Annotated in this window: 25 protein-coding genes and 7 pseudogenes; 28 read left to right on the forward strand and 4 right to left on the reverse strand. The window is 60.6% G+C overall.

The window, feature by feature from the left end:
• Positions 1–12: 12 nt before the first annotated feature.
• The 28 genes and pseudogenes from rpsQ (at position 13) to ACFQAU_RS10195 (ending at position 20497) form a co-directional block, all read left to right on the forward strand.
• Complete coding sequence (rpsQ, locus tag ACFQAU_RS10060; RefSeq protein ID WP_093927143.1) at positions 13–258, forward strand: 30S ribosomal protein S17; 246 nt, start codon at positions 13–15, stop codon at positions 256–258.
• A 63-nt stretch (positions 259–321) separates the two neighbouring features.
• Positions 322–690, forward strand: coding sequence for a 50S ribosomal protein L14 (gene rplN, locus ACFQAU_RS10065; protein WP_005621870.1), 369 nt, complete (start codon positions 322–324; stop codon positions 688–690).
• Between the two features lie 2 nt (positions 691–692).
• A complete protein-coding gene (gene rplX, locus ACFQAU_RS10070) occupies positions 693–1004 on the forward strand; it encodes a 50S ribosomal protein L24 (RefSeq protein ID WP_067267981.1) in 312 nt (103 codons plus the stop codon).
• Positions 997–1560, forward strand: coding sequence for a 50S ribosomal protein L5 (gene rplE / locus ACFQAU_RS10075; RefSeq protein ID WP_067622246.1), 564 nt, complete (start codon positions 997–999; stop codon positions 1558–1560). Before rplX ends, rplE begins: the two co-directional genes overlap by 8 nt.
• A gap of 18 nt (positions 1561–1578) precedes the next feature.
• Complete coding sequence (gene rpsN, locus ACFQAU_RS10080) at positions 1579–1884, forward strand: 30S ribosomal protein S14 (RefSeq protein WP_007118851.1); 306 nt, start codon at positions 1579–1581, stop codon at positions 1882–1884.
• Positions 1885–1896: 12 nt separating this feature from the next.
• Positions 1897–2289, forward strand: coding sequence for a 30S ribosomal protein S8 (rpsH, locus tag ACFQAU_RS10085; protein ID WP_067622243.1), 393 nt, complete (start codon positions 1897–1899; stop codon positions 2287–2289).
• Between the two features lie 10 nt (positions 2290–2299).
• A complete protein-coding gene (rplF, locus tag ACFQAU_RS10090) occupies positions 2300–2833 on the forward strand; it encodes a 50S ribosomal protein L6 (protein ID WP_067622240.1) in 534 nt (177 codons plus the stop codon).
• 11 nt (positions 2834–2844) lie between these two features.
• Positions 2845–3204, forward strand: a complete 360-nt coding sequence (gene rplR, locus ACFQAU_RS10095) for a 50S ribosomal protein L18 (RefSeq protein WP_067622237.1) — start codon at positions 2845–2847, stop codon at positions 3202–3204.
• A 168-nt stretch (positions 3205–3372) separates the two neighbouring features.
• Positions 3373–3953 (forward strand): annotated as a pseudogene (gene rpsE / locus ACFQAU_RS10100) (30S ribosomal protein S5).
• A gap of 2 nt (positions 3954–3955) precedes the next feature.
• Positions 3956–4144 (forward strand): 50S ribosomal protein L30, encoded by a 189-nt coding sequence (gene rpmD / locus ACFQAU_RS10105; protein ID WP_007118856.1) that lies wholly within the window; start codon positions 3956–3958, stop codon positions 4142–4144.
• 634 nt (positions 4145–4778) lie between these two features.
• On the forward strand, positions 4779–5261 hold the full coding sequence (rplO, locus tag ACFQAU_RS10110; protein ID WP_067622231.1) for a 50S ribosomal protein L15: 483 nt from the start codon (positions 4779–4781) through the stop codon (positions 5259–5261).
• Between the two features lie 119 nt (positions 5262–5380).
• On the forward strand, positions 5381–6763 hold the full coding sequence (secY, locus tag ACFQAU_RS10115) for a preprotein translocase subunit SecY (RefSeq protein ID WP_120351861.1): 1383 nt from the start codon (positions 5381–5383) through the stop codon (positions 6761–6763).
• The gene (locus ACFQAU_RS10120; protein WP_132444197.1) at positions 6760–7407 is read left to right on the forward strand and encodes an adenylate kinase; all 648 of its coding nucleotides are present in this window, start codon (positions 6760–6762) and stop codon (positions 7405–7407) included. The genes secY and ACFQAU_RS10120 overlap by 4 nt, the downstream gene beginning before the upstream one ends.
• 260 nt (positions 7408–7667) lie before the next feature.
• Positions 7668–8036 carry a 30S ribosomal protein S13 gene (gene rpsM / locus ACFQAU_RS10125; protein WP_007118860.1) on the forward strand — a complete coding sequence of 123 codons (369 nt, stop codon included), beginning with the start codon at positions 7668–7670 and terminating at the stop codon, positions 8034–8036.
• Positions 8037–8051: 15 nt separating this feature from the next.
• A complete protein-coding gene (gene rpsK, locus ACFQAU_RS10130; protein ID WP_067622222.1) occupies positions 8052–8441 on the forward strand; it encodes a 30S ribosomal protein S11 in 390 nt (129 codons plus the stop codon).
• Positions 8442–8555: 114 nt separating this feature from the next.
• Positions 8556–9596, forward strand: a complete 1041-nt coding sequence (locus ACFQAU_RS10135) for a DNA-directed RNA polymerase subunit alpha (RefSeq protein WP_386282017.1) — start codon at positions 8556–8558, stop codon at positions 9594–9596.
• A 138-nt stretch (positions 9597–9734) separates the two neighbouring features.
• Entirely contained in the window at positions 9735–10151 is a 417-nt protein-coding gene (gene rplQ / locus ACFQAU_RS10140; protein WP_132444198.1) for a 50S ribosomal protein L17, read from the forward strand.
• Between the two features lie 184 nt (positions 10152–10335).
• Positions 10336–11652 (forward strand): trypsin-like peptidase domain-containing protein, encoded by a 1317-nt coding sequence (locus tag ACFQAU_RS10145; protein ID WP_386282021.1) that lies wholly within the window; start codon positions 10336–10338, stop codon positions 11650–11652.
• Between the two features lies 1 nt (position 11653).
• Positions 11654–12959, forward strand: a pseudogene (locus tag ACFQAU_RS10150) (replication-associated recombination protein A).
• 31 nt (positions 12960–12990) lie between these two features.
• Positions 12991–13344, forward strand: coding sequence for a fluoride efflux transporter FluC (locus ACFQAU_RS10155; RefSeq protein ID WP_120351821.1), 354 nt, complete (start codon positions 12991–12993; stop codon positions 13342–13344).
• Positions 13341–14386, forward strand: a pseudogene (locus ACFQAU_RS10160) (RluA family pseudouridine synthase). The gene ACFQAU_RS10155 and the pseudogene ACFQAU_RS10160 overlap by 4 nt, the downstream one beginning before the upstream one ends.
• Positions 14383–15065, forward strand: a pseudogene (locus ACFQAU_RS10165) (HAD-IA family hydrolase). The pseudogenes ACFQAU_RS10160 and ACFQAU_RS10165 overlap by 4 nt, the downstream one beginning before the upstream one ends.
• A pseudogene (locus ACFQAU_RS10170) lies at positions 15062–15774 on the forward strand (ATP12 family chaperone protein). The pseudogenes ACFQAU_RS10165 and ACFQAU_RS10170 overlap by 4 nt, the downstream one beginning before the upstream one ends.
• 192 nt (positions 15775–15966) lie before the next feature.
• Positions 15967–16983, forward strand: coding sequence for an amino acid ABC transporter substrate-binding protein (locus ACFQAU_RS10175; RefSeq protein ID WP_067622203.1), 1017 nt, complete (start codon positions 15967–15969; stop codon positions 16981–16983).
• Between the two features lie 217 nt (positions 16984–17200).
• Positions 17201–17782, forward strand: coding sequence for an ABC transporter permease subunit (locus ACFQAU_RS10180; RefSeq protein ID WP_386282026.1), 582 nt, complete (start codon positions 17201–17203; stop codon positions 17780–17782).
• Complete coding sequence (locus tag ACFQAU_RS10185) at positions 17779–18414, forward strand: ABC transporter permease subunit (RefSeq protein WP_386282029.1); 636 nt, start codon at positions 17779–17781, stop codon at positions 18412–18414. The genes ACFQAU_RS10180 and ACFQAU_RS10185 overlap by 4 nt, the downstream gene beginning before the upstream one ends.
• Positions 18415–18417: 3 nt before the next feature.
• Positions 18418–19716: an amino acid ABC transporter permease gene (locus tag ACFQAU_RS10190; protein ID WP_120351817.1), complete on the forward strand. Its 1299-nt coding sequence runs from the start codon at positions 18418–18420 to the stop codon at positions 19714–19716.
• Positions 19717–19730: 14 nt separating this feature from the next.
• Positions 19731–20497: pseudogene (locus ACFQAU_RS10195) on the forward strand (amino acid ABC transporter ATP-binding protein).
• Positions 20498–20559: 62 nt separating this feature from the next.
• Here the strand turns inward: ACFQAU_RS10195 and ACFQAU_RS10200 are convergent.
• From ACFQAU_RS10200 to ACFQAU_RS10215, 4 genes and pseudogenes are all read right to left on the reverse strand, one after another.
• Positions 20560–21054: a SixA phosphatase family protein gene (locus ACFQAU_RS10200; protein ID WP_132444202.1), complete on the reverse strand. Its 495-nt coding sequence runs from the start codon at positions 21052–21054 to the stop codon at positions 20560–20562.
• 65 nt (positions 21055–21119) lie between these two features.
• Positions 21120–21982, reverse strand: a pseudogene (argB, locus tag ACFQAU_RS10205) (acetylglutamate kinase).
• Between the two features lie 37 nt (positions 21983–22019).
• Entirely contained in the window at positions 22020–22670 is a 651-nt protein-coding gene (gene yihA / locus ACFQAU_RS10210; RefSeq protein ID WP_120351813.1) for a ribosome biogenesis GTP-binding protein YihA/YsxC, read from the reverse strand.
• Positions 22670–23251 (reverse strand): MOSC domain-containing protein, encoded by a 582-nt coding sequence (locus ACFQAU_RS10215; RefSeq protein WP_386282035.1) that lies wholly within the window; start codon positions 23249–23251, stop codon positions 22670–22672. The genes yihA and ACFQAU_RS10215 overlap by 1 nt, the downstream gene beginning before the upstream one ends.

Consider the following 23251-nt stretch of genomic DNA (forward strand, 5'->3'; position numbering starts at 1 on the left):
GGAGCCTGAAACATGCCCAAGCGTATCCTTACAGGCACCGTGACATCGGACGCCAACGCACAAACAGTTTCCGTTTCCGTAGAGCGCCGCTTTACGCATCCGGTTCTGAAAAAGACCATCCGTAAGTCCAAGAAGTACCGGGCTCACGATGAGAACAACACATACAAAGTGGGCGACAGCGTTCGCATCATCGAGTGTGCACCAAAGTCGAAAACCAAACGTTGGGAAGTTCTGACTTCGGACAAGACCGAAGCCTGAGCCCCTTAAACGAAACCCTGGGATGAGGGCCGCATCGCCCCCCAGAAGGTCGGGAGAAACCAAATGATCCAGATGCAGACCAACCTGGATGTTGCTGACAACAGCGGCGCGCGCCGTGTTCAGTGCATCAAGGTCTTGGGTGGTTCCAAGCGTAAATACGCATCCGTCGGCGACATCATTGTCGTGTCGGTCAAGGAAGCCATCCCGCGCGGTCGTGTGAAAAAAGGCGACGTCCGTAAGGCCGTTGTCGTTCGCACTGCCAAAGAAGTTCGTCGTGAAGATGGCACCGCCATCCGCTTCGACCGCAACGCTGCTGTTATCCTGAATAACAACAACGAGCCTGTCGGCACCCGTATCTTCGGGCCGGTTGTTCGTGAGCTGCGTGCGAAGAACTTCATGAAAATCATCTCGCTCGCTCCGGAGGTGCTGTAATCATGGCTGCTAAACTTCGCAAAGGTGACAAGGTCATCGTCCTGTCCGGCAAGGACAAGGGCAAGACGGGCACCATCTCGTCTGTTGACCCCAAGTCGAACAAGGCCATCGTTGACGGCGTGAAAATCGCCATCCGCGCAACGCGCCAGACACAGACATCTCAGGGCGGCCGCATCCCCAAGGCGATGCCGATCGACCTGAGCAACCTCGCACTGGTGGATGCCAATGGCAAAGCCACGCGCGTAGGTTTCAAAATCGAAGGCGACAAAAAAGTGCGCTTTGCCAAGACCACGGGGGACGTGATCGATGCTTGATACCGCAACCTACACACCCCGCCTTCAGGCCGAATACCGCGAGAAGATCCGCGCCGCCCTGAAAGAGGAATTCGGCTACAAGAACGACATGATGATCCCCAAGCTGGACAAGATCGTTCTGAACATCGGCTGCGGTGCCGAAGCCGTGCGCGACAGCAAAAAAGCCAAGTCGGCTCAGGAAGACCTGACCGCGATTGCAGGCCAGAAGGCTCTGACAACCGTGGCCAAGAAATCCATCGCTGGTTTCCGCGTGCGTGAAGACATGCCTTTGGGTGCGAAAGTTACCCTGCGTGGCGACCGCATGTACGAATTCCTTGATCGTCTGATCACGATCGCAATGCCCCGTATCCGTGACTTCCGCGGCATCTCGGGCAAGAGCTTTGACGGCCGTGGCAACTACGCCATGGGCATGAAAGAGCATATCGTGTTCCCCGAAATCGACTTCGACAAAGTTGACGAGACTTGGGGTATGGACATCGTGATCGCCACCACGGCGAAAACCGACGCTGAAGCCAAGGCGCTGTTGAAAGCTTTCAACATGCCCTTCAATTCATAAGCGCGGGAAGGATTAGAAATGGCTAAGAAATCCATGATTGAGCGCGAGAAGAAGCGCGAAGCACTGGTCAAAAAGTACGCTGAGAAGCGCGCGGCTCTGAAAGAGATCGTGAGCGACGAAAGCAAACCGATGGAAGAGCGTTTCCGCGCTTCCCTGAAACTGGCGAAACTGCCGCGCAACAGCTCTGCTGTGCGTCTGCACAACCGTTGCCAGCTGACGGGCCGCCCGCACGCCTACTATCGTAAACTGAAAATTTCGCGGATCGCGCTGCGGGACCTCGGCTCTTCGGGCCAAATCCCCGGCATGGTCAAGTCGAGCTGGTAAGGAGCGCATCAGATGAACGATCCTATCGCAGATATGCTGACACGCATCCGTAACTCTTCGCTGCGCGGCAAATCCACCGTCTCCACACCGGCTTCCAAGCTGCGTGCATGGGTCTTGGACGTGCTGGCCGACGAAGGCTACATCCGCGGCTACGAAAAAGTCACGGGCGCCGATGGCCACCCCGCCATCGAGATCAGCCTCAAGTACTACGAAGGCGAACCTGTTATTCGTGAACTGAAGCGGGTTTCCAAACCCGGTCGTCGCGTCTACATGGCCGTCAATGACATCCCCGTTGTCCGTCAGGGCCTCGGCGTGTCGATTGTCTCCACCTCCAAAGGTGTGATGTCGGACGCATCTGCACGCTCTGCCAATGTTGGCGGCGAAGTGCTCTGCACCGTATTCTAAGGAGAAGACAATGTCTCGTATTGGTAAGAAACCAGTCGCCATGCCTTCGGGCGTCTCGGCATCGGTGAGCGGTCAGACGATCGAAGTGAAGGGCCCCAAGGGCACCCGCAGCTTCCGCGCAACTGACGACGTGACCCTGACGGTCGAAGACGATGCAATCTCTGTGACACCGCGTGGCAAGTCCAAGCGCGCACGTCAGCAGTGGGGCATGTCCCGCACCATGATTGAAAACCTCGTGACCGGCGTCACCGAGGGCTTCAAGAAGGAGTTGGAAATCCAGGGTGTTGGTTATCGTGCGGCCGTCAATGGCAACACGCTGAAACTGAACCTCGGCCTCAGCCACGATGTTGACTACGTTGCGCCCGAAGGCGTCACCGTAACGGCACCGAAGCAGACCGAAATCGTTGTGGAAGGCATTGACGAACAGCTTGTTGGTCAGGTCGCCGCGAACATCCGCGCATGGCGCAAGCCCGAGCCCTATAAGGGCAAAGGCATCCGCTATAAGGGTGAGTTCGTGTTCCGCAAAGAAGGCAAGAAGAAGTAAGGAACGGAAAGATGGCAAACACCAAAAGACAGCTGTTCCTGAAACGCCGCATGCGCGTTCGGAACAAACTCCGCAAAGTGAACGCCGGGCGTCTTCGCCTGTCGGTACACCGTTCGTCCAAAAACATCTCGGCTCAGCTGATCGACGATGTGAACGGCGTGACACTGGCTTCCGCTTCCTCGATGGAAAAGGATCTGGGCGTTTTCGGCAAGAACAACATCGAAGCAGCGACCAAGGTCGGTGCCGCGATTGCCGAACGTGCCAAGAAAGCTGGCGTCGAAGAAGCATACTTCGACCGTGGCGGCTTCCTCTTCCACGGCAAGGTGAAGGCTCTGGCCGACGCCGCGCGTGAAGGCGGTTTGAAGATCTGATTGTGCGGTGCGTGGGCAACCACGCACCTGCTTTCATATGGAGGCTGTGCCCCGCGCATAGCTTTCCTGCGAAGAGGGCCGGGTTGGCCCTCTCGATGATCCGGGGGCCAAGGGCTCACCAGGATTGATCCTAAGGGCCTCAGGGCCACAGAAAAAGGAAGATGCCAGATGGCAAGAGATGACAACCGTGGGGGCAACCGCCGCAACCAACGCGACGAAACCCCGGAATTCGCTGACCGTCTGGTCGCGATCAACCGCGTGTCCAAGACCGTTAAGGGTGGTAAGCGTTTCGGCTTCGCCGCACTCGTGGTCGTGGGTGATCAGAAAGGCCGCGTGGGCTTTGGTAAGGGTAAAGCGAAAGAAGTACCCGAGGCCATCCGCAAGGCGACTGAGCAAGCCAAGCGTCAGATGATCCGCGTTCAACTGCGCGAAGGCCGCACCCTGCACCACGACATGCATGGTCGCCACGGCGCAGGCCGCGTTATCATGCGTACAGCACCTGAAGGTACCGGTATCATCGCCGGTGGTCCGATGCGTGCCGTGTTCGAGATGCTGGGCGTGAAAGACGTTGTGTCCAAATCGGTCGGTTCGCAGAACCCCTACAACATGATCCGCGCCACTCTGGACGGTCTGAAAAAGAGCAATCGCCCCGTTCCGTCGCGCAGCGTCGCGGCAAGAAAGTGGCTGACATTCTGCCCAAGCGTGAAGACAACGTAGAGTCCTCCGCACAAGTGGCTGAGGAGGCATAAGCATGGCCAAGACACTCGTAATCAAGCAGGTCGGCTCGCCGATCCGCCGCCCCGCCAAGCAAAAGGCAACTTTGGTTGGCCTGGGTCTGAACAAAATGGGTCGTACCCGTGAGCTGGAAGATACACCTTCCGTCCGCGGCATGATCAACAAGGTCTCGCATATGGTTGAGATCGTCGAAGAGAAAGGCTGAACTTTGGTTCAGCGGTAGGGTGGGGGACCACTCTACGAATGCGCCTCGCAGGGAACTGCGGGGCGTTTTGCTATTTGCGGCTTCACGTACTGTTCCGGACCGATGTGTCGGAGTGATGGTGGACGCCTTCATCGCGTCTTACGGAACCATGAGGCTATCACTGCTGCCGTAACAACGGGATTTTGTACACTTGTTAATATTTAGTTAACATTTACCGTTGAGTGGCCTCGTAGATTTTTGCGGGGGCGTTAACGTATTGGATAAACGATGAAAGCCTTTTCAGTTTTAGTACTCATTATTGCGACGTTCGGCATGCCATCCTTCGCGTCAGCTCACACGCAAAGGGCCACACCCTATACCTCCGAAGTTCCTTCGCATGGCGGCGGATGCCGGAAATCTTCACCGCCCGGTCAATGCTGCCATGCTGGGTCAGAGCCATACCACTGCCATTAAGCAAACGGATTGCGCAGGTAGGGGAGGATGACGTCCTACCTGCGTTTACCCACCCCCTTGTCACGCCTCCCGCCATCCCCTATACGCCCCCGGTGGCCCGTGTTGGGTCGCAATGGAATCGAAACGCCGCGTTTGGCCACTCCCGTCGCTGGGGGCCATTTCCGGCATTAGGAGAAGCGACATGAAACTGCACGAACTTTCCGACAACGAAGGCGCAACCAAGAAGCGTATGCGCGTTGGCCGTGGTCCCGGCTCTGGCAAGGGTAAAATGGGTGGCCGTGGTATCAAGGGTCAAAAATCCCGTTCCGGTGTCAGCATCAACGGCTACGAAGGCGGCCAGATGCCAATCTACCAGCGTCTGCCCAAGCGTGGCTTCAACAAGCCGAACCGCAAGTCTTTCGCTGTCGTGAACCTGGGCCTGATCCAGAAATTCATCGACGCCAAGAAGCTCGACGCCGGCAACACCATCGACGGTGCCGCCCTGATCGCGTCCGGTCTGGTCCGTCGTGAGCTGGACGGTATCCGCGTTCTGGCCAAGGGTGACATCACCTCCAAGATCGACCTGAACGTCGCTGGCGCCTCCAAGTCCGCCATCGAGGCGGTCGAGAAGGCAGGCGGCAAGGTGACCGTGACCGCCCCCAAGGCGGCCGAGGCATCCGAGTAAAGCGGCCTTAAGGCTTGTGAGCGGCGCGCCAGCCGCTTACATATCCTCAAGTTTTCCCGAACGCCGCCCGCCGGAAAACGGCCCGGGCGGCGTTTTCGCAACAAAAGAAGAGACCCCTCATGGTATCTGCCGTCGAAAACATGGCCGCGAACACGAGCTGGGCCGCATTGGGTAAGGCAACAGACCTGCGCAATCGGATCCTGTTCACACTCGGGCTGCTTATCGTTTACCGCCTTGGCACCTTTATCCCGGTGCCCGGCATCGACGGCGGCGCCCTGCGTGACTTTATGGAGAGCGCGGGCCAAGGCATCGGCGGCATGGTGTCGATGTTCACCGGCGGCGCGCTTGGCCGGATGGGTATCTTCGCTCTGGGCATCATGCCCTATATTTCGGCCTCGATCATCGTTCAGTTGCTGACCTCCATGGTCCCGGCGCTGGAACAGTTGAAGAAAGAGGGCGAGCAGGGGCGCAAGAAGATCAACCAGTACACGCGCTACGGCACCGTGGCGTTGGCGACCCTGCAGTCCTACGGTCTTGCGGTCAGCCTCCAGGCCGGTGACATCGTGGCCGATGGGCAGATGGGCTTTAGCTTCATCGCCGCCTGTATGATTACCCTCGTCGGCGGCACCATGTTCCTGATGTGGTTGGGTGAGCAGATCACCGCACGCGGCATCGGCAACGGCATCTCGCTTATCATCTTCGTCGGCATCATCGCCGAGGTTCCCGCCGCCATCGCGCAGTTCTTCGCCTCGGGCCGCTCGGGTGCGATCAGCCCTGCGGTGATCGTGGGTGTGCTGGTCATGGTGATTGCGACGATCATGTTCGTGGTCTTCATGGAGCGCGCGCTGCGGAAGATTCACATCCAATACCCCCGCCGTCAGGTCGGGATGAAGATGTATGACGGCGGCACCAGCCACCTGCCCGTAAAAGTGAACCCGGCGGGCGTGATCCCGGCGATCTTTGCCTCGTCCTTGCTGCTGCTGCCGGTCACCGTCAGCACGTTTTCGGGCAATTCCACCAGCCCGGTGATGTCGTGGCTTCTGGCGAACTTCGGCCCCGGTCAGCCGCTTTACCTGCTGTTCTTCGTGGCGATGATCGTCTTCTTTGCCTATTTCTATACCTTCAACGTCAGCTTCAAACCTGATGACGTGGCCGACAACCTGAAGAACCAGAACGGCTTTGTCCCCGGCATCCGCCCCGGCAAGCGCACCTCTGAGTATCTGGAGTATGTGGTCAACCGCATCCTCGTCCTCGGCTCGGCCTATCTGGCGGCGGTCTGTGTTCTGCCCGAGATTTTGCGCGGCCAGTTCGCCATTCCCTTCTACTTCGGTGGCACCTCGGTGCTGATCGTCGTCTCGGTCACCATGGATACGATCCAACAGGTTCAGAGCCATCTGCTGGCGCACCAGTATGAAGGTCTGCTTGAGAAGTCTCAGCTGCGCGGCAAGGGCGCGGGCAAAGGCAAAGGTACACGCAAGAAACGGAGCCCCGTACGTCGATGAATATTATCCTACTCGGGCCTCCGGGCGCAGGCAAAGGCACCCAAGCACGTTATCTGGTCGAAACCCGCAACATGGTTCAGCTCTCCACCGGCGACATGCTGCGTGAGGCCAAGGACAGCGGTACGGAGATGGGCAAGATCGTGGCTGATGTCATGGACCGCGGCGCGCTGGTCACCGATGAGATCGTCATCGGTCTGATCCGCGAAAAGCTCACCGACAAGGCCGAACATGGCGGCTTTATCTTTGACGGTTTCCCCCGCACGCTGGCGCAGGCCGACGCGCTGGCCGATTTGATGCAGCAAGAGGGCCAGACCCTCGACTCCGTGATCGAGATGAAGGTCGACGATGAGGCGCTGGTCGCTCGCATCACCGCACGCTCCACCTGCGCGTCCTGCGGCGAGGTTTACAACGACCTGACCAAGCCGATCCCCGAAGATGGGAAATGCAGCAACTGCGGCGGGACCGAGTTCAAGCGCCGCGCGGACGACAATGAGGAAAGCCTCAAAACCCGTCTGATGGCCTACTACAAACAGACCTCTCCGCTGATCGGCTATTACTACGCCAAAGAGATGCTCAGCGGTGTGAATGGTCTGGGTCAGATCGAAGAAGTCCGCGGCGCCATCGCGCAGATTCTCGACAAGTGATTTCCCGGCGGTGGGGGCAGGGGCGACGCTGCCTTTCGCTCCGCGCCGCCGATCCTACGGGAGTTTTGTGCAAGGCTTGACGCCCTGCGCAAAACCTCATAGTCACCCCTATCTCGCAAGAGAATCAAATTGCGGCAAGGGTTCCGCCCAGCCCCGTAAGATCACCTGATCAGCCTCAGCCCGATGGCCCAAACGCCTCGGGCTTGTGTTGTGAAAAAGGGTCTGGAACGACGGACCCGCAACGAAAAGGAATAGCTAACGTGGCACGTATTGCCGGCGTAAACATCCCGACTGCAAAGCGGGTTCCAATCGCCCTCACCTATATCACCGGTATTGGCACTTCCTCCGCCAAAGCCATCTGCGAAGCCGTTGGCATCGACGCGACCCGTCGCGTTAACGAACTGTCCGACGCCGAAGTTCTGGCCGTGCGTGAGCACATCGACGCCAACTACACCGTCGAAGGCGACCTGCGTCGTGATACGCAGATGAACATCAAGCGTCTGATGGACCTTGGTTGCTACCGTGGCCTGCGCCACCGTCGTAACCTGCCCGTCCGTGGTCAGCGTACCCACACCAATGCTCGCACCCGCAAAGGCCCCGCTAAGGCCATTGCTGGCAAGAAGAAATAAGGGAGGGTCTGATCAATGGCACGCGATAAGACAAAGACCAAGCGTAAGGTCTCCAAGAACATCGCCGCAGGCGTGGCGCATGTGAACTCGAGCTTTAACAACACCAAGATCCTGATCTCGGATGTTCAAGGCAACGCAATTTCCTGGTCCTCCGCTGGCACCATGGGCTTCAAAGGGTCGCGTAAATCGACACCCTATGCCGCTCAGATGGCCGCAGAAGATGCTGGCCGCAAGGCGCAGGATCACGGTGTCAAGACGCTGGAAGTCGAAGTTCAGGGCCCCGGTTCGGGTCGTGAATCCGCACTCCGCGCTTTGGCGGCTGCCGGTTTCAACATCACTTCGATCCGTGATGTGACCCCGATGGCCCACAACGGCTGCCGCCCGCCCAAACGCCGCCGCGTTTAAGCCGGGACTGTTTTACATGGGGTCGCGCCTTGCGTGCGGCCCCATACCGCTTTTCAGAAACCTCGAGCGTTTGTGTCATTTGGACATGAGGCACAAACAAGGATGGAGGGACGCATGATCCACAAGAATTGGGCTGAATTGATCAAGCCGCAACAGCTTGACGTCAAGCCGGGCAATGACCCCGCGCGTCAGGCGACCGTCATGGCCGAACCGCTGGAGCGGGGCTTTGGCCTGACCCTCGGCAACGCGCTGCGCCGCGTGCTGATGTCCTCGCTGCAGGGCGCGGCGATCACATCTGTGCAGATCGACAACGTGCTGCACGAGTTTTCCTCCGTCGCCGGTGTGCGCGAAGACGTGACCGACATCATCCTGAACCTCAAAGGCGTCAGCCTGCGCATGGAAGTCGAAGGTCCCAAGCGCCTGTCGATCTCTGCCAAAGGTCCGGGCGTTGTGACCGCCGGTGACATCTCCGAATCCGCCGGTATCGAGATTCTGAACCGCGAGCATGTGATCTGCCACCTCGACGATGGTGCAGATGTCTACATGGAGCTGACCGTCAACACCGGCAAGGGCTATGTCTCGGCTGACAAGAACAAGCCTGAGGATGCGCCCATCGGTCTGATCCCGATCGACGCGATCTATTCGCCAGTCAAGAAGGTCTCCTATGACGTGCAGCCCACCCGTGAGGGGCAGGTGCTGGACTATGACAAGCTGACCATGAAAGTGGAAACCGACGGGTCCATCACGCCGGATGACGCCGTGGCCTTTGCCGCGCGCATCCTGCAGGACCAGCTGGGCATCTTCGTCAACTTTGACGAGCCGGAATCGGCGTCCCGTCAGGACGACGACGATGGTCTTGAGTTCAACCCGCTGTTGCTCAAGAAAGTCGACGAGTTGGAACTGTCCGTACGTTCGGCAAACTGCCTGAAGAACGACAACATCGTCTATATCGGCGATCTGATCCAGAAGACCGAAGCCGAAATGCTGCGCACGCCGAACTTTGGCCGCAAGTCCTTGAACGAGATCAAGGAAGTGCTGTCGGGCATGGGCCTGCACCTTGGCATGGATGTCGAAGACTGGCCGCCAGAAAACATCGAAGACCTCGCCAAGAAGTTCGAGGATCGTTCTAAGAGACACGGACCCGGAAACTTTTAAAGTTTCCGGGCCGATTTCTCCAAAAGAAATCGGGCACCGTTACGACCGGGCGCAAGCCCCAAGGAGAGCCCCTGACACGCATCGCGGGCCAGACAAAGCAAAACCGCCCGTAGAGGGCATCACGATTGGAGTAAGACAATGCGTCACGCACGTGGATACCGCCGCCTGAACCGTACACATGAACACCGCAAGGCGCTGTTCTCGAACATGGCAGGCTCGCTCATCGAGCATGAGCAAATCAAAACAACCTTGCCGAAAGCCAAGGAACTCAAGCCGATCATCGAAAAGATGATCACGCTGGCCAAACGTGGCGATCTGCACGCCCGCCGTCAGGCCGCAGCCAAGCTGAAAGAAGACCAGTATGTCGCGAAACTGTTCGACATCCTCGGCCCGCGCTACAAAGACCGCCAAGGTGGTTACGTCCGCGTTCTGAAAGCTGGCTTCCGCTATGGTGACATGGCGCCGATGGCGATCATCGAATTCGTCGACCGCGACCGCGACGCCAAAGGCGCCGCAGACAAAGCGCGTGTGGCCGAAGAAGACGCCGCAGAATAAGATTTCGCAGATTGCGGAATGGAAAGCCCTGCCATTTGGCGGGGCTTTTTCGTTGTCGCGGCGGAGATTTCAAGATCATTCCGAAATGGGAGTTGCGCCAGCCGGGGCGGCTGCGCATATCTGACGGCATGAAATATTTGCTGATGATCCTAACGCTGCTTGCCGCCCCCTAGCGGCGCAGCAGGTGCCCAGTTCCGCCGCGCAGATGCAGTTGAGTTTCGTGCCACTGGTCAAACAGGCCACCCCCGCGGTGGTCAACATCTACGCCCGCTTCCTGACCAAGCCACAGCGCACGCCGCTTCAGGCCGATCCATTTTTCGAACGGTTCTTTCGGGATCCCTTCTCAGAGCGGCCCCGCGTGCAGAATTCGCTCGGCTCCGGGGTGATTCTGTCGGCGGATGGCATCGTGGTGTCGAACTATCATGTGGTGGGCACGGCGACCGATATCCGTGTGGTCCTGAATGACCGGCGCGAGTTCAGTGCCCATGTGCTTTTGGGGGATGCGGAGAGCGATCTGGCGATTCTCAAGCTGGAAGGCGCGGCGGACCTGCCGTTTCTTGAGTTGCGCGACAGCGACGCGGTGGAGGTGGGTGAGCTTGCCTTGGCCATCGGCAATCCCTTCGGCGTGGGGCAGACGGTGTCGAGCGGGATCGTCTCGGGCCTTGCGCGGTCGGGGGCGGCGGATAATGGCGGGCAGGGCTATTTCATTCAAACCGATGCGCCGATCAACCCCGGCAACTCGGGCGGGGCGCTGATTGACATGGCGGGGCAGCTTATCGGGGTGAACACCTCGATCTTGACGCGCTCGGGCGGCAGCAACGGCATCGGTTTTGCGATCCCCGCTGATCTGGTCGCGGCCTTTGTCGCGCAGGCCCGCGCAGGGGAGGTGGCGTTCAGCCGCCCTTGGGCGGGTTTGGCCGGGCAGCCGGTGGATGCAGATATGGCCGGCCCGCTGGGGTTGGATCGACCGGGCGGGATCATCGTCTCGGGGCTGCATCGCGCCAGCCCCTTCAACGCGGCGGGGCTGCAGGTGGGGGATGTCATCGTCAGCGTCGATGACCAGCCGGTCAACACGCCGTCAGAGATGATCTACCGCATGTCGGTCGCCGGTCTTGGGCATTCCGCGCGTGTGGGCGTCAGGCGCGATGGCGTTCTGCAAGAGATGACGGTGGCGCTGATCGCCGCCCCGGATGAACCGGACCGGGCCGAGGTCACGTTGGGCACCCGGAGCCTTTTGCCCGGATTGCGCGCTGCGCGAATCAATCCGGCGGTGATTTCGGAACTGAACCTGCCGCTGGAAAGCAGTGGCGTCGTGGTCATGGATGCGGGCCGCTATGGCCCGCGTGTGGGGCTGCGGGATGGTGATGTGATCCTTTCGGTGAATGGGGTAGAGGTGGCAGAGACGCATAGTTTGGCCGCCCTGCTGTCGGGCGAGGTGCGGCGCATTCAAATGGTCATTCAACGCGGCGACCGGCGTGTCGCACTGCGGTTCAGGGGGTAGCGTGGCGGATCTATTTGGTGACGGCGACCCAGCGGCAGAGGCTGGGCACCGCCCCTTGGCGGACCGGCTGCGGCCGCGCGCGCTGTCCGAGGTGATTGGGCAAGAAAAAGTGCTTGGCCCCGATGCGCCGCTGTCGGTGATGTTGGCCGCGGGCGCGCTGTCTTCGCTGATCTTCTGGGGGCCGCCCGGCGTGGGCAAGACCACCATCGCGCGGCTTCTGGCGGATGAGACCGATCTGCATTTCGTGCAGATCAGCGCGATTTTCTCGGGCGTGCCGGAACTGCGCAAGGTTTTCGACGCGGCCAAAATGCGGCGGCGGCAGGGGCAGGGGACGCTTTTGTTCGTCGACGAAATCCACCGTTTCAACAAAGCGCAGCAAGATGGGTTCTTGCCGCATATGGAGGATGGCACGATCCTTCTGGTCGGTGCCACCACCGAGAACCCGAGTTTCGAATTGAACGCCGCTGTGCTGTCCCGCGCGCAGGTGCTGGTGCTGGAACGCCTGCCGCTCACCGATCTGGAGCGATTGGCGCAGCGGGCCGAGCGCGAGTTGGGCAAGCCCCTGCCGCTGCAGCCCGAGGCGCGCGAGGCGCTTTTAGAGATGGCCGATGGCGACGGGCGGGCGCTGCTCAACCTGATCGAGCAGGTCACGGCGTGGAAAGGCGCTGCGCCGCTCGACAAGGCGGGGCTGTCGAAACGCCTTATGCGGCGGGCCGCGCAATACGACAAATCGGGGGATCGCATTACAACCTGATTTCCGCCCTACACAAATCCATGCGCGGCTCGGACCCGGACGCGGCGCTTTATTGGCTGGGCCGGATGCTGGAGGGCGGGGAGGACCCGCGCTACCTGATGCGGCGTATCACCCGCATGGCGGTTGAGGACGTTGGCCTCGCCGATCCGCAGGCGCAGGCTTTCTGCCTTCAAGCATGGGAGACCTACGAACGGCTTGGCAGTCCCGAGGGGAGTTGGCCATCGCGCAGGCGCTGACCTACATCTGCCTCGCGCCGAAATCCAACGCCGTCTACAAAGCCTACAAGGGTGCCCGCAGGCTGGCCCGCAGTACCGGGTCAGAGCCGCCGCCCAAGCATATCCTCAACGCGCCCACTAAGCTGATGAAGGAGCAAGGCTACGGCAGCGGCTATGCCTATGACCACGACGCCGAAGACGGGTTCTCGGGGCAGAACTACTTTCCCGACACGATGGAGCGCCCCAGCCTCTACGAGCCGGTGGAACGTGGCTTCGAACGGGAGTTGAAAAAGCGACAGGATTACTTCGCGGGGCTGCGGGCCAAGCGGAAAACTTGACTCCGGGCCGCGCCCGCGCGATGGGGTGTCGATGATGAAAACACTGATCATGGTGGCGCTCGGCGGCGCTCTGGGCGCGTGCTTGCGCTACCTTGTCGGTCTGACCGTCGGCTTCCCGCTGGGCACGCTGGCAGTGAATGTCGCGGGCTCGCTCGCAATCGGGGTGGTCTGGGTCGCACTGGCGGATAAGGCGCTGTTGCTGCCCTTTCTGATGACCGGCCTGCTGGGCGGCTTCACCACCTTTTCGGCGTTTTCACTCGACACGATGCGGCTGCTTGAAACAGGCCGCGCCGCTGTCGCATTTTCATATGTGGGGGCCTCGGTGATCTTGTCGCTGGCCGCCTGTTTGCTGGGCCTCTGGGTGGCCCGAGAGGTATTGGCATGAGCCGCGTACAAACCATTACCGTCGCCGAAGGCGATGGAGACCAGCGGCTGGACCGTTGGTTCAAGCGGATGTTTCCGCAGATCAATCAGGGGCTCATCGAAAAGATGTGCCGCAAGGGCGAGATCGCGTCGATGGGGGCCGGGTCAAGGCCAACACGCGGCTCGAAGCCGGCCAAGAGGTGCGCGTGCCGCCGCTGCCCGACAGCGCCCCGCCGCCCCCGCCAAAACGGACGCGCATTACCGATGCTGATGCCAAGATGATCCGCAACTGCGTGATTTACCGCGACGAGCATGTCATCGCCCTGAACAAACCGCCGGGTCTGGCCGTGCAGGGCGGCTCGGGGCAGGCGGATCGCCATGTCGATGCGCTGTCTGAGGCGTTGATCTTTGACGCCGAGGAAAAACCGCGTCTGGTGCACCGGCTTGACCGTGATACCTCGGGCGTGCTGCTGCTGGCGCGGACCCGTTTGGCGGCCAAGGCGCTCACAGCGGCGATGCGGCACCGCGAGACGCGCAAGATTTACTGGGCCATCGTCGCCGGTGTGCCGACGCCGTACTTGGGCGAAATCAAATACGGTCTCGTTAAAGCTGGCGGTCATGGCCGCAGCGGCGAGGGCGAGAAGATGATCGCCGTGCATCCGCGCGATATGGATGACACGCCGGGCGCGAAACGGGCGCATACGCTCTATGCCACGCTGTTCCGCGTCGGCTCGCGCGCGTCTTGGGTGGCGATGGAGCCAGTCACCGGCCGCACGCACCAGCTGCGCGCGCATATGGCCGAGATCGGGCATCCGATTGTCGGCGATGGGAAATACGGCGGCTCGGGGCAAGAGAACCTCGGCGACGGCTGGGGCGCGCAACTGGGCGGGATCATCTCGAAAAAGCTGCACCTGCACGCGCGGATGATGCGGTTTGAGCATCCCCATACCCGCAAGACGGTTACCATCACCGCCGAGTTGCCCGAACATATGGCGCATAGCTGGGACACCTTTGGCTGGACCGAAGATCTGGCCGACGAAGACCCATTTGAGTCGCTGCAATGAGCAAGCCACTGCGTTTGGTGATCTTTGACATCGACGGCACGTTGGTCGACAGCCAAGGCGATATCGTGGCCGCGATGACGGCGGCCTTTGCGGCTGTCGACGCGCCCGCGCCGAGCCGTGCCGAGATCCTGTCGATCGTCGGCCTGTCGCTGGACGTGGCAATGACCGTGCTGGCGCCCACACGCCCAACCGGCGATCACCTTGCGATGGTGGAGGCCTATAAGGCCGCCTATATGACCCTGCGGGCCGAGGCGGGCGTGGCGCAATCCTCGCCGCTTTATCCCGGCGCGCTGGACACGTTGCGGCGCCTTCACGGCGAACCGGAGGTGCTGTTGGGCGTTGCCACGGGCAAGTCGAAACGCGGGCTTGACAAGCTGATCGCCGGGCACGGGCTGGAGGGGCTTTTTATCACCCAGCAGGTCGCGGATTTTCACCCTCCAAGCCGCATCCGTCGATGATCCATCAGGCGATGGCCGATGCCGGGGTGGGGCCGGAGGCGACGGTGATGATTGGCGATACCTCTTTCGACATGGACATGGCCGCCGCCGCCGGGGTGGCCGGGATCGGGGTCAAATGGGGCTATCACGGTCCGGAACGGTTGGCCGCCGCCGCGCATCTGGTTGAGGAATTCGCGGCGCTGCCCGCACTGCTGGAACAAATCTGGAGCATTCCCGCATGAGTGACTGGAAAGCCAAACGCTTTTGGAAAGACGCCGCCGTGGTCGCGGTCGAAGACGGTTTCACCGTAGAACTGGATGGCCGCCGGGTGAAGACCCCGGCCAAGCGCCCCTGACCCTGCCGACCCGCGCCATGGCCGATGCCGTGGCCGCCGAATGGCAGGCGCAGGAAAAGCAGATCGACCCCCGCACAATGCCGGTGACCAAAACCGCCAATGCCGCGATCGACAAGGTCGCGGTGCAAAAGGCCGAGGTCGTCGACATGCTGGCGGCCTATGGGGACAGTGACTTGCTGTGCTACCGCGCCGACAGCCCCGAAGAGTTGGTCGCCCGGCAAGCAGCGCAGTGGGATCCGATGCTGGATTGGGCGGCAGAGACACTCGGCGTCCGTTTGGAGCCGCGACAGGGCATCATGCATGCCCCGCAAACGCCCGAAGCCTTGGCCGAGTTGCACCGCCGGGCGGCGCGGCTCGTTGCGTTCGAACTGGCGGCATTTCATGACCTCGTCAGCCTGACCGGTTCGCTGATCCTTGGCTTTGCCGCGCTGGAGCAAGCCTTTGACCCCGAAGAGATTTGGGCCTTGTCGCGGCTGGATGAGAATTGGCAGGCCGAGCAGTGGGGCCGCGATGACGTGGCCGAGCAAGAGGCCGAAATCAAGCGACAGGCGTTTTTACATGCATGTGCAATTATCGTGCTTTGCAAAGCTGCTTAACTTGATAAAAGCTTTGCCACGCGATGTGAAAACCCGCCCTGATTTTGCCCATCGCGCCCTTGACCTTCAAACCTGAATCCGCCCACACTGCTTTTCATTGAGCAGGGGAACCCTGCGCAAGATCGCTTTCGGCGTCACCTGACGTCGGATTAACCGCCAGTGAACGTGGCGGACTATCAGGAAGAGGTAAAAATGAAAAAAACCGTAATTTTTGGCGCGCTGACCGTTGCTGGCCTTGCGGCCGGTGCTGCTGGTGCCGCCACGCTTGATGACGTCAAGGCCCGCGGCAAGCTGAACTGTGGCGTGACCACAGGCCTTGCAGGCTTTGCCGCGCCGAATGCCAACGGCGAATGGGAAGGTTTCGACGTGGCTGTGTGCCGTGCCGTTGCCGCCGCCGTACTGAGCGACAAGAACGCCGTGGAATTCGTGCCGACAACCGGCAAGACCCGCTTCACCGCGCTGGCCTCGGGCGAGATCGACTTCCTCGCACGGAACACCACATGGACCTTCAGCCGTGACACCGACCTGAAGTTCGACTTCATCGGCGTCAACTACTACGACGGTCAGGGCTTCATGGTCCCCAAAGCGCTTGGCGTTTCCTCGGCCAAGGATCTGGACGGCGCGACCGTCTGCATCCAGACCGGCACAACAACCGAGCTGAACCTCGCGGACTTCTTCCGCAAGAACAACATCAGCTATGAGCCGGTGCCTGTCGAAACCAACGCCGAAGGCCAGCAGCAGTACCTTGCTGGTGCCTGCGACACCTACACCACAGACGCATCCGGCCTTGCCGCGACACGCGCCACTTTTGAGAACCCCGGCGAGCACGTGCTGCTGCCCGAGATCATCTCGAAAGAGCCGCTCGGCCCGCTGGTCCGTCACGGCGACAACGACTGGGGCGACATCACCCGCTGGGTGCTGAACGCGCTGATCGCTGCTGAAGAACTGGGTGTCACATCCGCCAACATCGAAGAGATGACCGGCAACACCAACAACCCTGAGATCGCTCGTCTTCTGGGCACCGAAGGTACCTTGGGTGAGATGATCGGCCTCGACGCCGAGTGGGCCAAGCGCGCCATCATGGCCGAAGGCAACTACGGCGAGATCTTTGCCAAGAACATCGGCGAAGAGACCCCGATCGGTCTGGCACGCGGGCTGAACGCCCAGTGGACAGACGGTGGCCTGCTCTACGCACCGCCCTTCCGCTAAATAGCAAGCCAAGGGGCGCAGGAATTCCTGCGCCCTTTGTGCCTCTGGAGGCGCGAAGTGCCTTTGCGACACGAAAAACGGTCTAAAAACGACTGACAAAACCCCAACGAGACAATAAAAGCCCACGATCGAAGAAACGATCAACGACCAAAAATGATTCGGCCAAGGTGCGCCAAATGCACCAATAAAAAACAAGCCGGAACACAGGGATACATACATGACGACATTCTCCGACCCTCCCAAGGAGTCGTTCCGGCCATCTATGCTGTTGAGCGACACCCGCTATCGGTCGATTACCTTTCAGGTTATCGCACTTGCGCTGCTGGTCACGGCGATCTGGTATCTGGGATCGAACCTTGCCGCGAACCTTCGCGCCGCCGGGTTGAACATCTCTTTCCAGTTCCTCGGTAACCCCGCGGGCTATGACATCAACCAAACGCTGATCCCCTACACCAGCCAGTCGTCGAACCTTCAGGCGGCATGGGTCGGCATCATCAACACGCTGCTGGTGTCCCTCCTTGCCTGCGTGACGGCCACGATCTTTGGCGTCGTCGCCGGGGTTCTGCGCCTGTCGAACAACTGGCTCATCCGCAAGCTGATGGCAGGCTATGTCGAGATCTTCCGCAACATCCCGGTGCTGATCTGGATCCTGATCATCTACACCATCATGACCGCCGCGATGCCCGCGCCTTCGGCCTTCCGGGGCGATGATCCGGCGTCGAGCATGATGCTGGGGTCTTTGCCTTTACCAACCGGGGCGTCTATATCCCCGGTCCGGTCTGGGGACCGGGCTCGATGATCGTGGTGGCGACCTTTGTCGCCTCGGTGATCGGCGTCTTTGCCTACCGCCGCTATGCGACGAAACTGCTTTACGACACCGGTCGCCTGCTGCCGATGCTTTGGCCCTCGGTCGCGATCTTGTTGCTGCCGACGATCATCATGTTCTTCATCATGGGCATGCCGATCGGGCTGGATTACCCCGCGCTCAAAGGGTTCAACTTCCGCGGCGGCATCCAGATTGGTGCACCGCTGATCGCGTTGTGGTTCGCCCTGTCGATCTACACCGGTGCTTTCATCGCCGAGAACGTCCGCGCGGGCATCCAAGCCGTCAGCAAGGGGCAATCCGAAGCCGCTGCTGCCTTGGGGCTGCGGTCGGGCCGGATCATGAACCTTGTGGTGCTGCCGCAGGCGCTGCGCGTAATCATCCCGCCGCTGATCTCGAACTACCTCAACATCACCAAGAACTCCTCGCTGGCGATCCTCGTGGGCTATGCCGACATCACCGCCACACTGGGCGGGATCACCCTGAACCAGACCGGGCGGGCGATCGAATGTGTCGTCTTGTTGATGCTCTTCTACCTCGTCATCTCGCTGGGCATCTCCATGGTGATGAACGTCTACAACAACGCAACGAAGCTGAAGGAGCGTTAAGCCATGTCAGACACACATGCTGAATCCATCGCCTTCGTGCGTGAAACCTCACTGCCGCCTTCGGCACCGCCGGACAAGGTGGGCGGCCCGGTAAAATGGGTGAAAGACAACCTCTTCCCGACTTGGGCGAACGCCCTGCTGACGGTGGTGGCGCTTTATTTTCTCTATCTGTTGCTCGCCGGTTCTCTGCCATGGCTGTTGAACGGCGTTTGGTCGGCAAGCAGCCTGTCTGAATGTCGCGAGGTGCTGGACGGGGCCACGGGGGCCTGTTTCTCGGTGCTGAGCGAGCGTTGGCATCAGCTCTTGTTCGGGTTCAAATATCCCAGTGATCAATACTGGCGTCCGACCCTCGCGCTGGTGCTGCTGTTCCTTGCGGTGGCCCCGGTGCTCTTCATCGACCTGCCGCGCAAGCTGCTTTATTTCACTGGCGTCTACCCGTTTCTGGCCTTCTGGCTGATCTGGGGCGGTCCAATCTGGGGGCCGATCTTTGCCCTCGTGGGCGTGATCGCGGGCTATATCGTCTATAGCCGTCTGGTGCAGAAAAGCTTTGCCATGGCGCTGGCGGGTGGCCTCGTTGCTGCGGTGTTCGTCTGGTATATCGGTGGCTTCATCGGGGAGGCTTTGCGCCCCGCCTCGCCACTGCTGCAAGCGATCCCCAGCCGTGACCTTGGTGGCTTCATGCTGAACATGATGCTGGGCATCACCTGTGTGTCGCTGTCGCTGCCGATCGGGATTGCGCTGGCTTTGGGGCGTCAGTCCCACCTGCCAATCGTCAAAGGCATCTGCGTGGTCTTCATCGAATTCGTCCGGGGCGTGCCGCTGATCACGCTCTTGTTCGTGGCGAACGTGATGCTCGCCTATTTCTTCCCGCCGGGCTCAGGCGTTGACCTCTTCATCCGCGTCGTGATCATGATCACCATGTTCTCTTCGGCCTATATCGCCGAGGTGATCCGGGGCGGTCTGGCCGCGTTACCAAAGGGCCAATACGAGGCCGCAGACAGCCTTGGCCTTGATTACCCGCAGGCGATGCGGCTGATCATCCTGCCGCAGGCACTGAAGATCTCGATCCCGGGCATCGTCAACATCGCGGTGGGCCTGTTCAAGGACACCACGCTGGTCTCGGTGATCTCGCTCTTCGATATCATCGGCATGATCCGCGGCCCGATCTTGGCCTCGACCGATTGGAACGGCGTCTACTGGGAGCTTTTCCTCTTTGCTTCCGTGCTGTTCTTCATCGTTTGCTACGGCATTTCTCAATACTCGCAGTGGCTGGAACGCCGTCTTGCGACTGACCATCGTTAAGGGAGGGTTCTCGCATGGCTGAGACCGCACAAATGAAAGTATCCGACGAAGTCGCGATTCGGATCGAGAACATGAACAAGTGGTATGGCGCGTTCCATGTGCTGCGTGACATTGATCTGACCGTGCACCGGGGCGAGCGGATCGTGATTTGCGGGCCTTCGGGCTCCGGCAAGTCAACGCTGATCCGCTGTATCAACGCGTTGGAGGAGCACCAAAAGGGGAGCATCGAAGTCGACGGCACGCTCCTCAGCTCGGACCTTAAGAACATCGACAAGATCGCTCCGAGGTCGGCATGTGCTTCCAGCACTTCAACCTCTTCCCGCATCTGACGATCCTTGAGAACTGTACGCTGGCGCCGATCTGGGTGCGTAAAACACCCAAGAAGGAAGCTGAGCAAACGGCGATGCACTTCCTCGAAAAGGTGAAGATCCCCGATCAGGCCAACAAGTATCCCGGCCAGCTTTCGGGCGGTCAGCAGCAGCGTGTGGCGATTGCCCGCTCGCTCTGCATGCGCCCGCGCATCATGCTTTTCGACGAGCCGACATCGGCGCTTGACCCTGAGATGATCAAGGAAGTGCTCGACACGATGATCGAGCTTGCCGAAGAAGGTATGACGATGCTCTGCGTGACCCACGAGATGGGCTTTGCACGTCAGGTGGCGAACCGGGTGATCTTCATGGACGAAGGCCAGATCGTTGAACAGAACGAGCCCGAAGCCTTCTTTAACAACCCACAAAGCCCGCGCACACAGTTGTTCCTGAGCCAGATTCTGGGGCACTAAGCCGCGTTACAGCATGATAACCAACCAAACGCCCCGGCCAATCGGTCGGGGCGTTTTGCGTTTCAGACCAGTTGCTTGGGCACGGTAAAGGCGCGCAACCCGCCGCTGCCGGGGGCGAGGTCGGCCCAACTGTCGATATCGAAATCCATTACCGTGGTCGCCCCCGAGGGATAGCGACCGAACGCATCTTGGTCGGGCGTGTCCTGCAACAGCGCCACCGCGGCGGCGGCAATGCCGGGGTTATGCGCGATAAGCAGCAGGGTGTCGCCAGACGTCCGCTGGCGCAGGGTCGCTATGATCTCATCAGGCTCGGCGAGGTAAAGCTGGCGGAGATGCGTCACAGTGCAGCTTTCAGGTAGGTTCAAAAGCGCGCAGGTTTCGCGCGTGCGCGCCGCCGTGGAGCAGAACCCCACATCAGGCACAAACCCTTCCGCCCGCAGCCAGTTGCCAAGCGCTTCGGCTGCGCCACGCCCACGGGGGTTCAGGGGGCGATCATGGTCGCTGGTGCCGTGGGACCAGTCCGATTTCGCGTGTCGCATTAGGATCAGGCGGCGCATGTCATTCCTTTCACTGCTCGGCCCATCATAGGCGCGAAGCAGGGGCAGGGGGCAAGCGCTTTGCCTTAGCCTTTGCGAATGATGCTTCCCGCGCCGTGTTCTGTGAAAAGCTCCAGCAAGCAGGCATTGGGCGCCCGCCCGTCAAGGATCACCGCCGCGCGCACGCCGCCTTCGAGCGCATCTAGTGCTGTCTGAACCTTAGGGATCATCCCGCCTGCAATGATGCCATCGGCGATCATGTCGCTGATCTGGCTCGCCGTCAGGTCGGTCACCACCTCACCCGCGCCATCTTTAACGCCAGCCACGTCCGTGAGCAACAGCAGGCGGTCGGCCTTCAGCGCGCCCGCTATGGCGCCTGCGGCGGTGTCACCATTGATGTTATAGGTCTCACCGCCCCGGCCCATGCCAAGCGGTGCGATGACGGGAATGATGCCCTTGTCGGCAAAGTCACGCAGGATGCGGGGGTTCACCTGTGTCGGGTTGCCGACGAGGCCCAGAGCGGGGTCTTCGGGCTCGCAAACGATCAAACCGCTGTCCTTTCCCGAGACGCCAACGGCGCGTCCCCCTGTTCGGAAATCGCCTGCACGATCCGCGCATTGACGAGGCCCGACAGCACCATCTCGACCACTTCCATTGTCGCGGCATCGGTGACCCGCTTGCCATTCACGAATTCGGATTTGATGTTGAGCCGCGCCAGCATGTCGTTGATCATCGGGCCGCCGCCATGGACGATCACCGGGTTCACACCCACCTGCCGCATCAGCGCAACATCACGGGCAAATTCGTCCATCGCCGCGTCGCTGCCCATCGCATGACCGCCCAGTTTGATGACCACGGTGGCATCGGCATAGCGTTGCAGGAAGGGCAGTGCTTGGCTGAGGGTTTGGGCAGTGGCGATCCAGTCGCGGTTCATGTCTTGCGTTCTCATCTGTTGACCCATGGGAAGCCGATAGCGGCGAAAAGTGCTATTCCAGCGTGGCGATGATGGCACGCAGGGTAGGGATGCCCCAGCCCTTTTCCGAAGACGTGACCACAATCTCGGGATAGGCGGCGGGGTGTTTGCTTAGCGCGTCTTTCACCTGCGTCAGGATTTTCTCACGCTCGGCTTCTTTGACCTTGTCTGCCTTGGTCAGCACGACCTGAAAGGTCACGGCAGAGCTGTCGAGCAGGGACATGATTTCGTTGTCGACCTTTTTGACGCCATGACGCGCGTCGATCAGCACAAAGGCGCGGCGCAGAGTTTGACGGCCCGAAAGGTATTGCTTGAGCAGACGCTGCCATTTCTCGACCACCGGCAGCGGCGCGTTGGCATAGCCGTAGCCCGGCAGGTCAACGAGGTAATGCTCTTCGCCGGCCGTGAAGAAGTTAATCTCCTGCGTACGGCCGGGCGTGTTCGAGGCCCGCGCCAGTGCTTTCATGCCCGTCAGCGCGTTGATCAGCGTCGATTTCCCGACGTTGGAACGGCCCGCAAAGCAGACCTCCATGCGGTCTGGGGGCGGCAGCCCGTCCATCGCCACCACGCCTTTGACGAATGTCGTCTCACCGGCGAAAAGCATCCGGCCTTTTTCGGCGCTCGGCGCGTCCGGCTCCTCGGCAATGGTGTAGTTCACTTGCATCAAATCAGCTCCAGTTCGTCGCCCACGGCGATCTCTCCGCCGGTGGTGACGGTCAGGGTAACACCGAAGTCTCGGTGACCCAATTGGTCAAGCGCGGCGAGCGTATCCACGTCGTGCGCGCCGGTGTCGGTGTTCACGGTTGTAGCAAGGCAGCGGGTGATGCGTTTGGACACATGCAGCCGCGTCTCGCCGATTTTCAGGTCGCGTCCGATCCATTCGAACTCATCCCACGGGGCGGCCCCGTCAAACCAAATGTTGCCGCGCCAGCGGGCGGTTTGCAGCGGGCTGCCGGCAAGCGCTTCGACAGCGGCATGGGAGGCCAGGTTATTGAGCGAGAGCGTCGGTTCGGCACTGTCAGTATAGCCGCGCCCGTCGAGCCGCAGGATATCTGCGGGGGCGGCGCGGCCTTCGGCAACCAAGGGGCGCACCCAGTCGAGGAATGCGGCCTGTTCGCGATCGGGGTGAAAGGTGATTTCGCTGCGCGCCGGGTGGCGCAGGGTAAGCATCTCAGTCGTCTCATCCAGCTTGGCCGTGATCGCCTGCAGCTGCGGCGAGGACGCCCCCGCGTGAAATTCAAACAC

This window comes from Sulfitobacter profundi (assembly GCF_042661425.1).
Classification (GTDB): Bacteria; Pseudomonadota; Alphaproteobacteria; order Rhodobacterales; family Rhodobacteraceae; genus Sulfitobacter; species Sulfitobacter profundi.

Bases quoted from the DNA above. Each gene is read 5' to 3' on its own strand.
- rpsQ (WP_093927143.1), top strand. From the start codon at position 13: ATGCCCAAGCGTATCCTTACAGGCACCGTGACATCGGACGCCAACGCA.
- rplN (WP_005621870.1), top strand. From the start codon at position 322: ATGATCCAGATGCAGACCAACCTGGATGTTGCTGACAACAGCGGCGCG.
- rplX (WP_067267981.1), top strand. From the start codon at position 693: ATGGCTGCTAAACTTCGCAAAGGTGACAAGGTCATCGTCCTGTCCGGC.
- rplE (WP_067622246.1), top strand. From the start codon at position 997: ATGCTTGATACCGCAACCTACACACCCCGCCTTCAGGCCGAATACCGC.
- rpsN (WP_007118851.1), top strand. From the start codon at position 1,579: ATGGCTAAGAAATCCATGATTGAGCGCGAGAAGAAGCGCGAAGCACTG.
- rpsH (WP_067622243.1), top strand. From the start codon at position 1,897: ATGAACGATCCTATCGCAGATATGCTGACACGCATCCGTAACTCTTCG.
- rplF (WP_067622240.1), top strand. From the start codon at position 2,300: ATGTCTCGTATTGGTAAGAAACCAGTCGCCATGCCTTCGGGCGTCTCG.
- rplR (WP_067622237.1), top strand. From the start codon at position 2,845: ATGGCAAACACCAAAAGACAGCTGTTCCTGAAACGCCGCATGCGCGTT.
- rpmD (WP_007118856.1), top strand. From the start codon at position 3,956: ATGGCCAAGACACTCGTAATCAAGCAGGTCGGCTCGCCGATCCGCCGC.
- rplO (WP_067622231.1), top strand. From the start codon at position 4,779: ATGAAACTGCACGAACTTTCCGACAACGAAGGCGCAACCAAGAAGCGT.
- secY (WP_120351861.1), top strand. From the start codon at position 5,381: ATGGTATCTGCCGTCGAAAACATGGCCGCGAACACGAGCTGGGCCGCA.
- ACFQAU_RS10120 (WP_132444197.1), top strand. From the start codon at position 6,760: ATGAATATTATCCTACTCGGGCCTCCGGGCGCAGGCAAAGGCACCCAA.
- rpsK (WP_067622222.1), top strand. From the start codon at position 8,052: ATGGCACGCGATAAGACAAAGACCAAGCGTAAGGTCTCCAAGAACATC.
- ACFQAU_RS10135 (WP_386282017.1), top strand. From the start codon at position 8,556: ATGATCCACAAGAATTGGGCTGAATTGATCAAGCCGCAACAGCTTGAC.
- rplQ (WP_132444198.1), top strand. From the start codon at position 9,735: ATGCGTCACGCACGTGGATACCGCCGCCTGAACCGTACACATGAACAC.
- ACFQAU_RS10155 (WP_120351821.1), top strand. From the start codon at position 12,991: ATGATGAAAACACTGATCATGGTGGCGCTCGGCGGCGCTCTGGGCGCG.
- ACFQAU_RS10175 (WP_067622203.1), top strand. From the start codon at position 15,967: ATGAAAAAAACCGTAATTTTTGGCGCGCTGACCGTTGCTGGCCTTGCG.
- ACFQAU_RS10180 (WP_386282026.1), top strand. From the start codon at position 17,201: ATGACGACATTCTCCGACCCTCCCAAGGAGTCGTTCCGGCCATCTATG.
- ACFQAU_RS10185 (WP_386282029.1), top strand. From the start codon at position 17,779: ATGATCGTGGTGGCGACCTTTGTCGCCTCGGTGATCGGCGTCTTTGCC.
- ACFQAU_RS10190 (WP_120351817.1), top strand. From the start codon at position 18,418: ATGTCAGACACACATGCTGAATCCATCGCCTTCGTGCGTGAAACCTCA.
- ACFQAU_RS10200 (WP_132444202.1), bottom strand. From the start codon at position 21,054: ATGCGCCGCCTGATCCTAATGCGACACGCGAAATCGGACTGGTCCCAC.
- yihA (WP_120351813.1), bottom strand. From the start codon at position 22,670: ATGCAAGTGAACTACACCATTGCCGAGGAGCCGGACGCGCCGAGCGCC.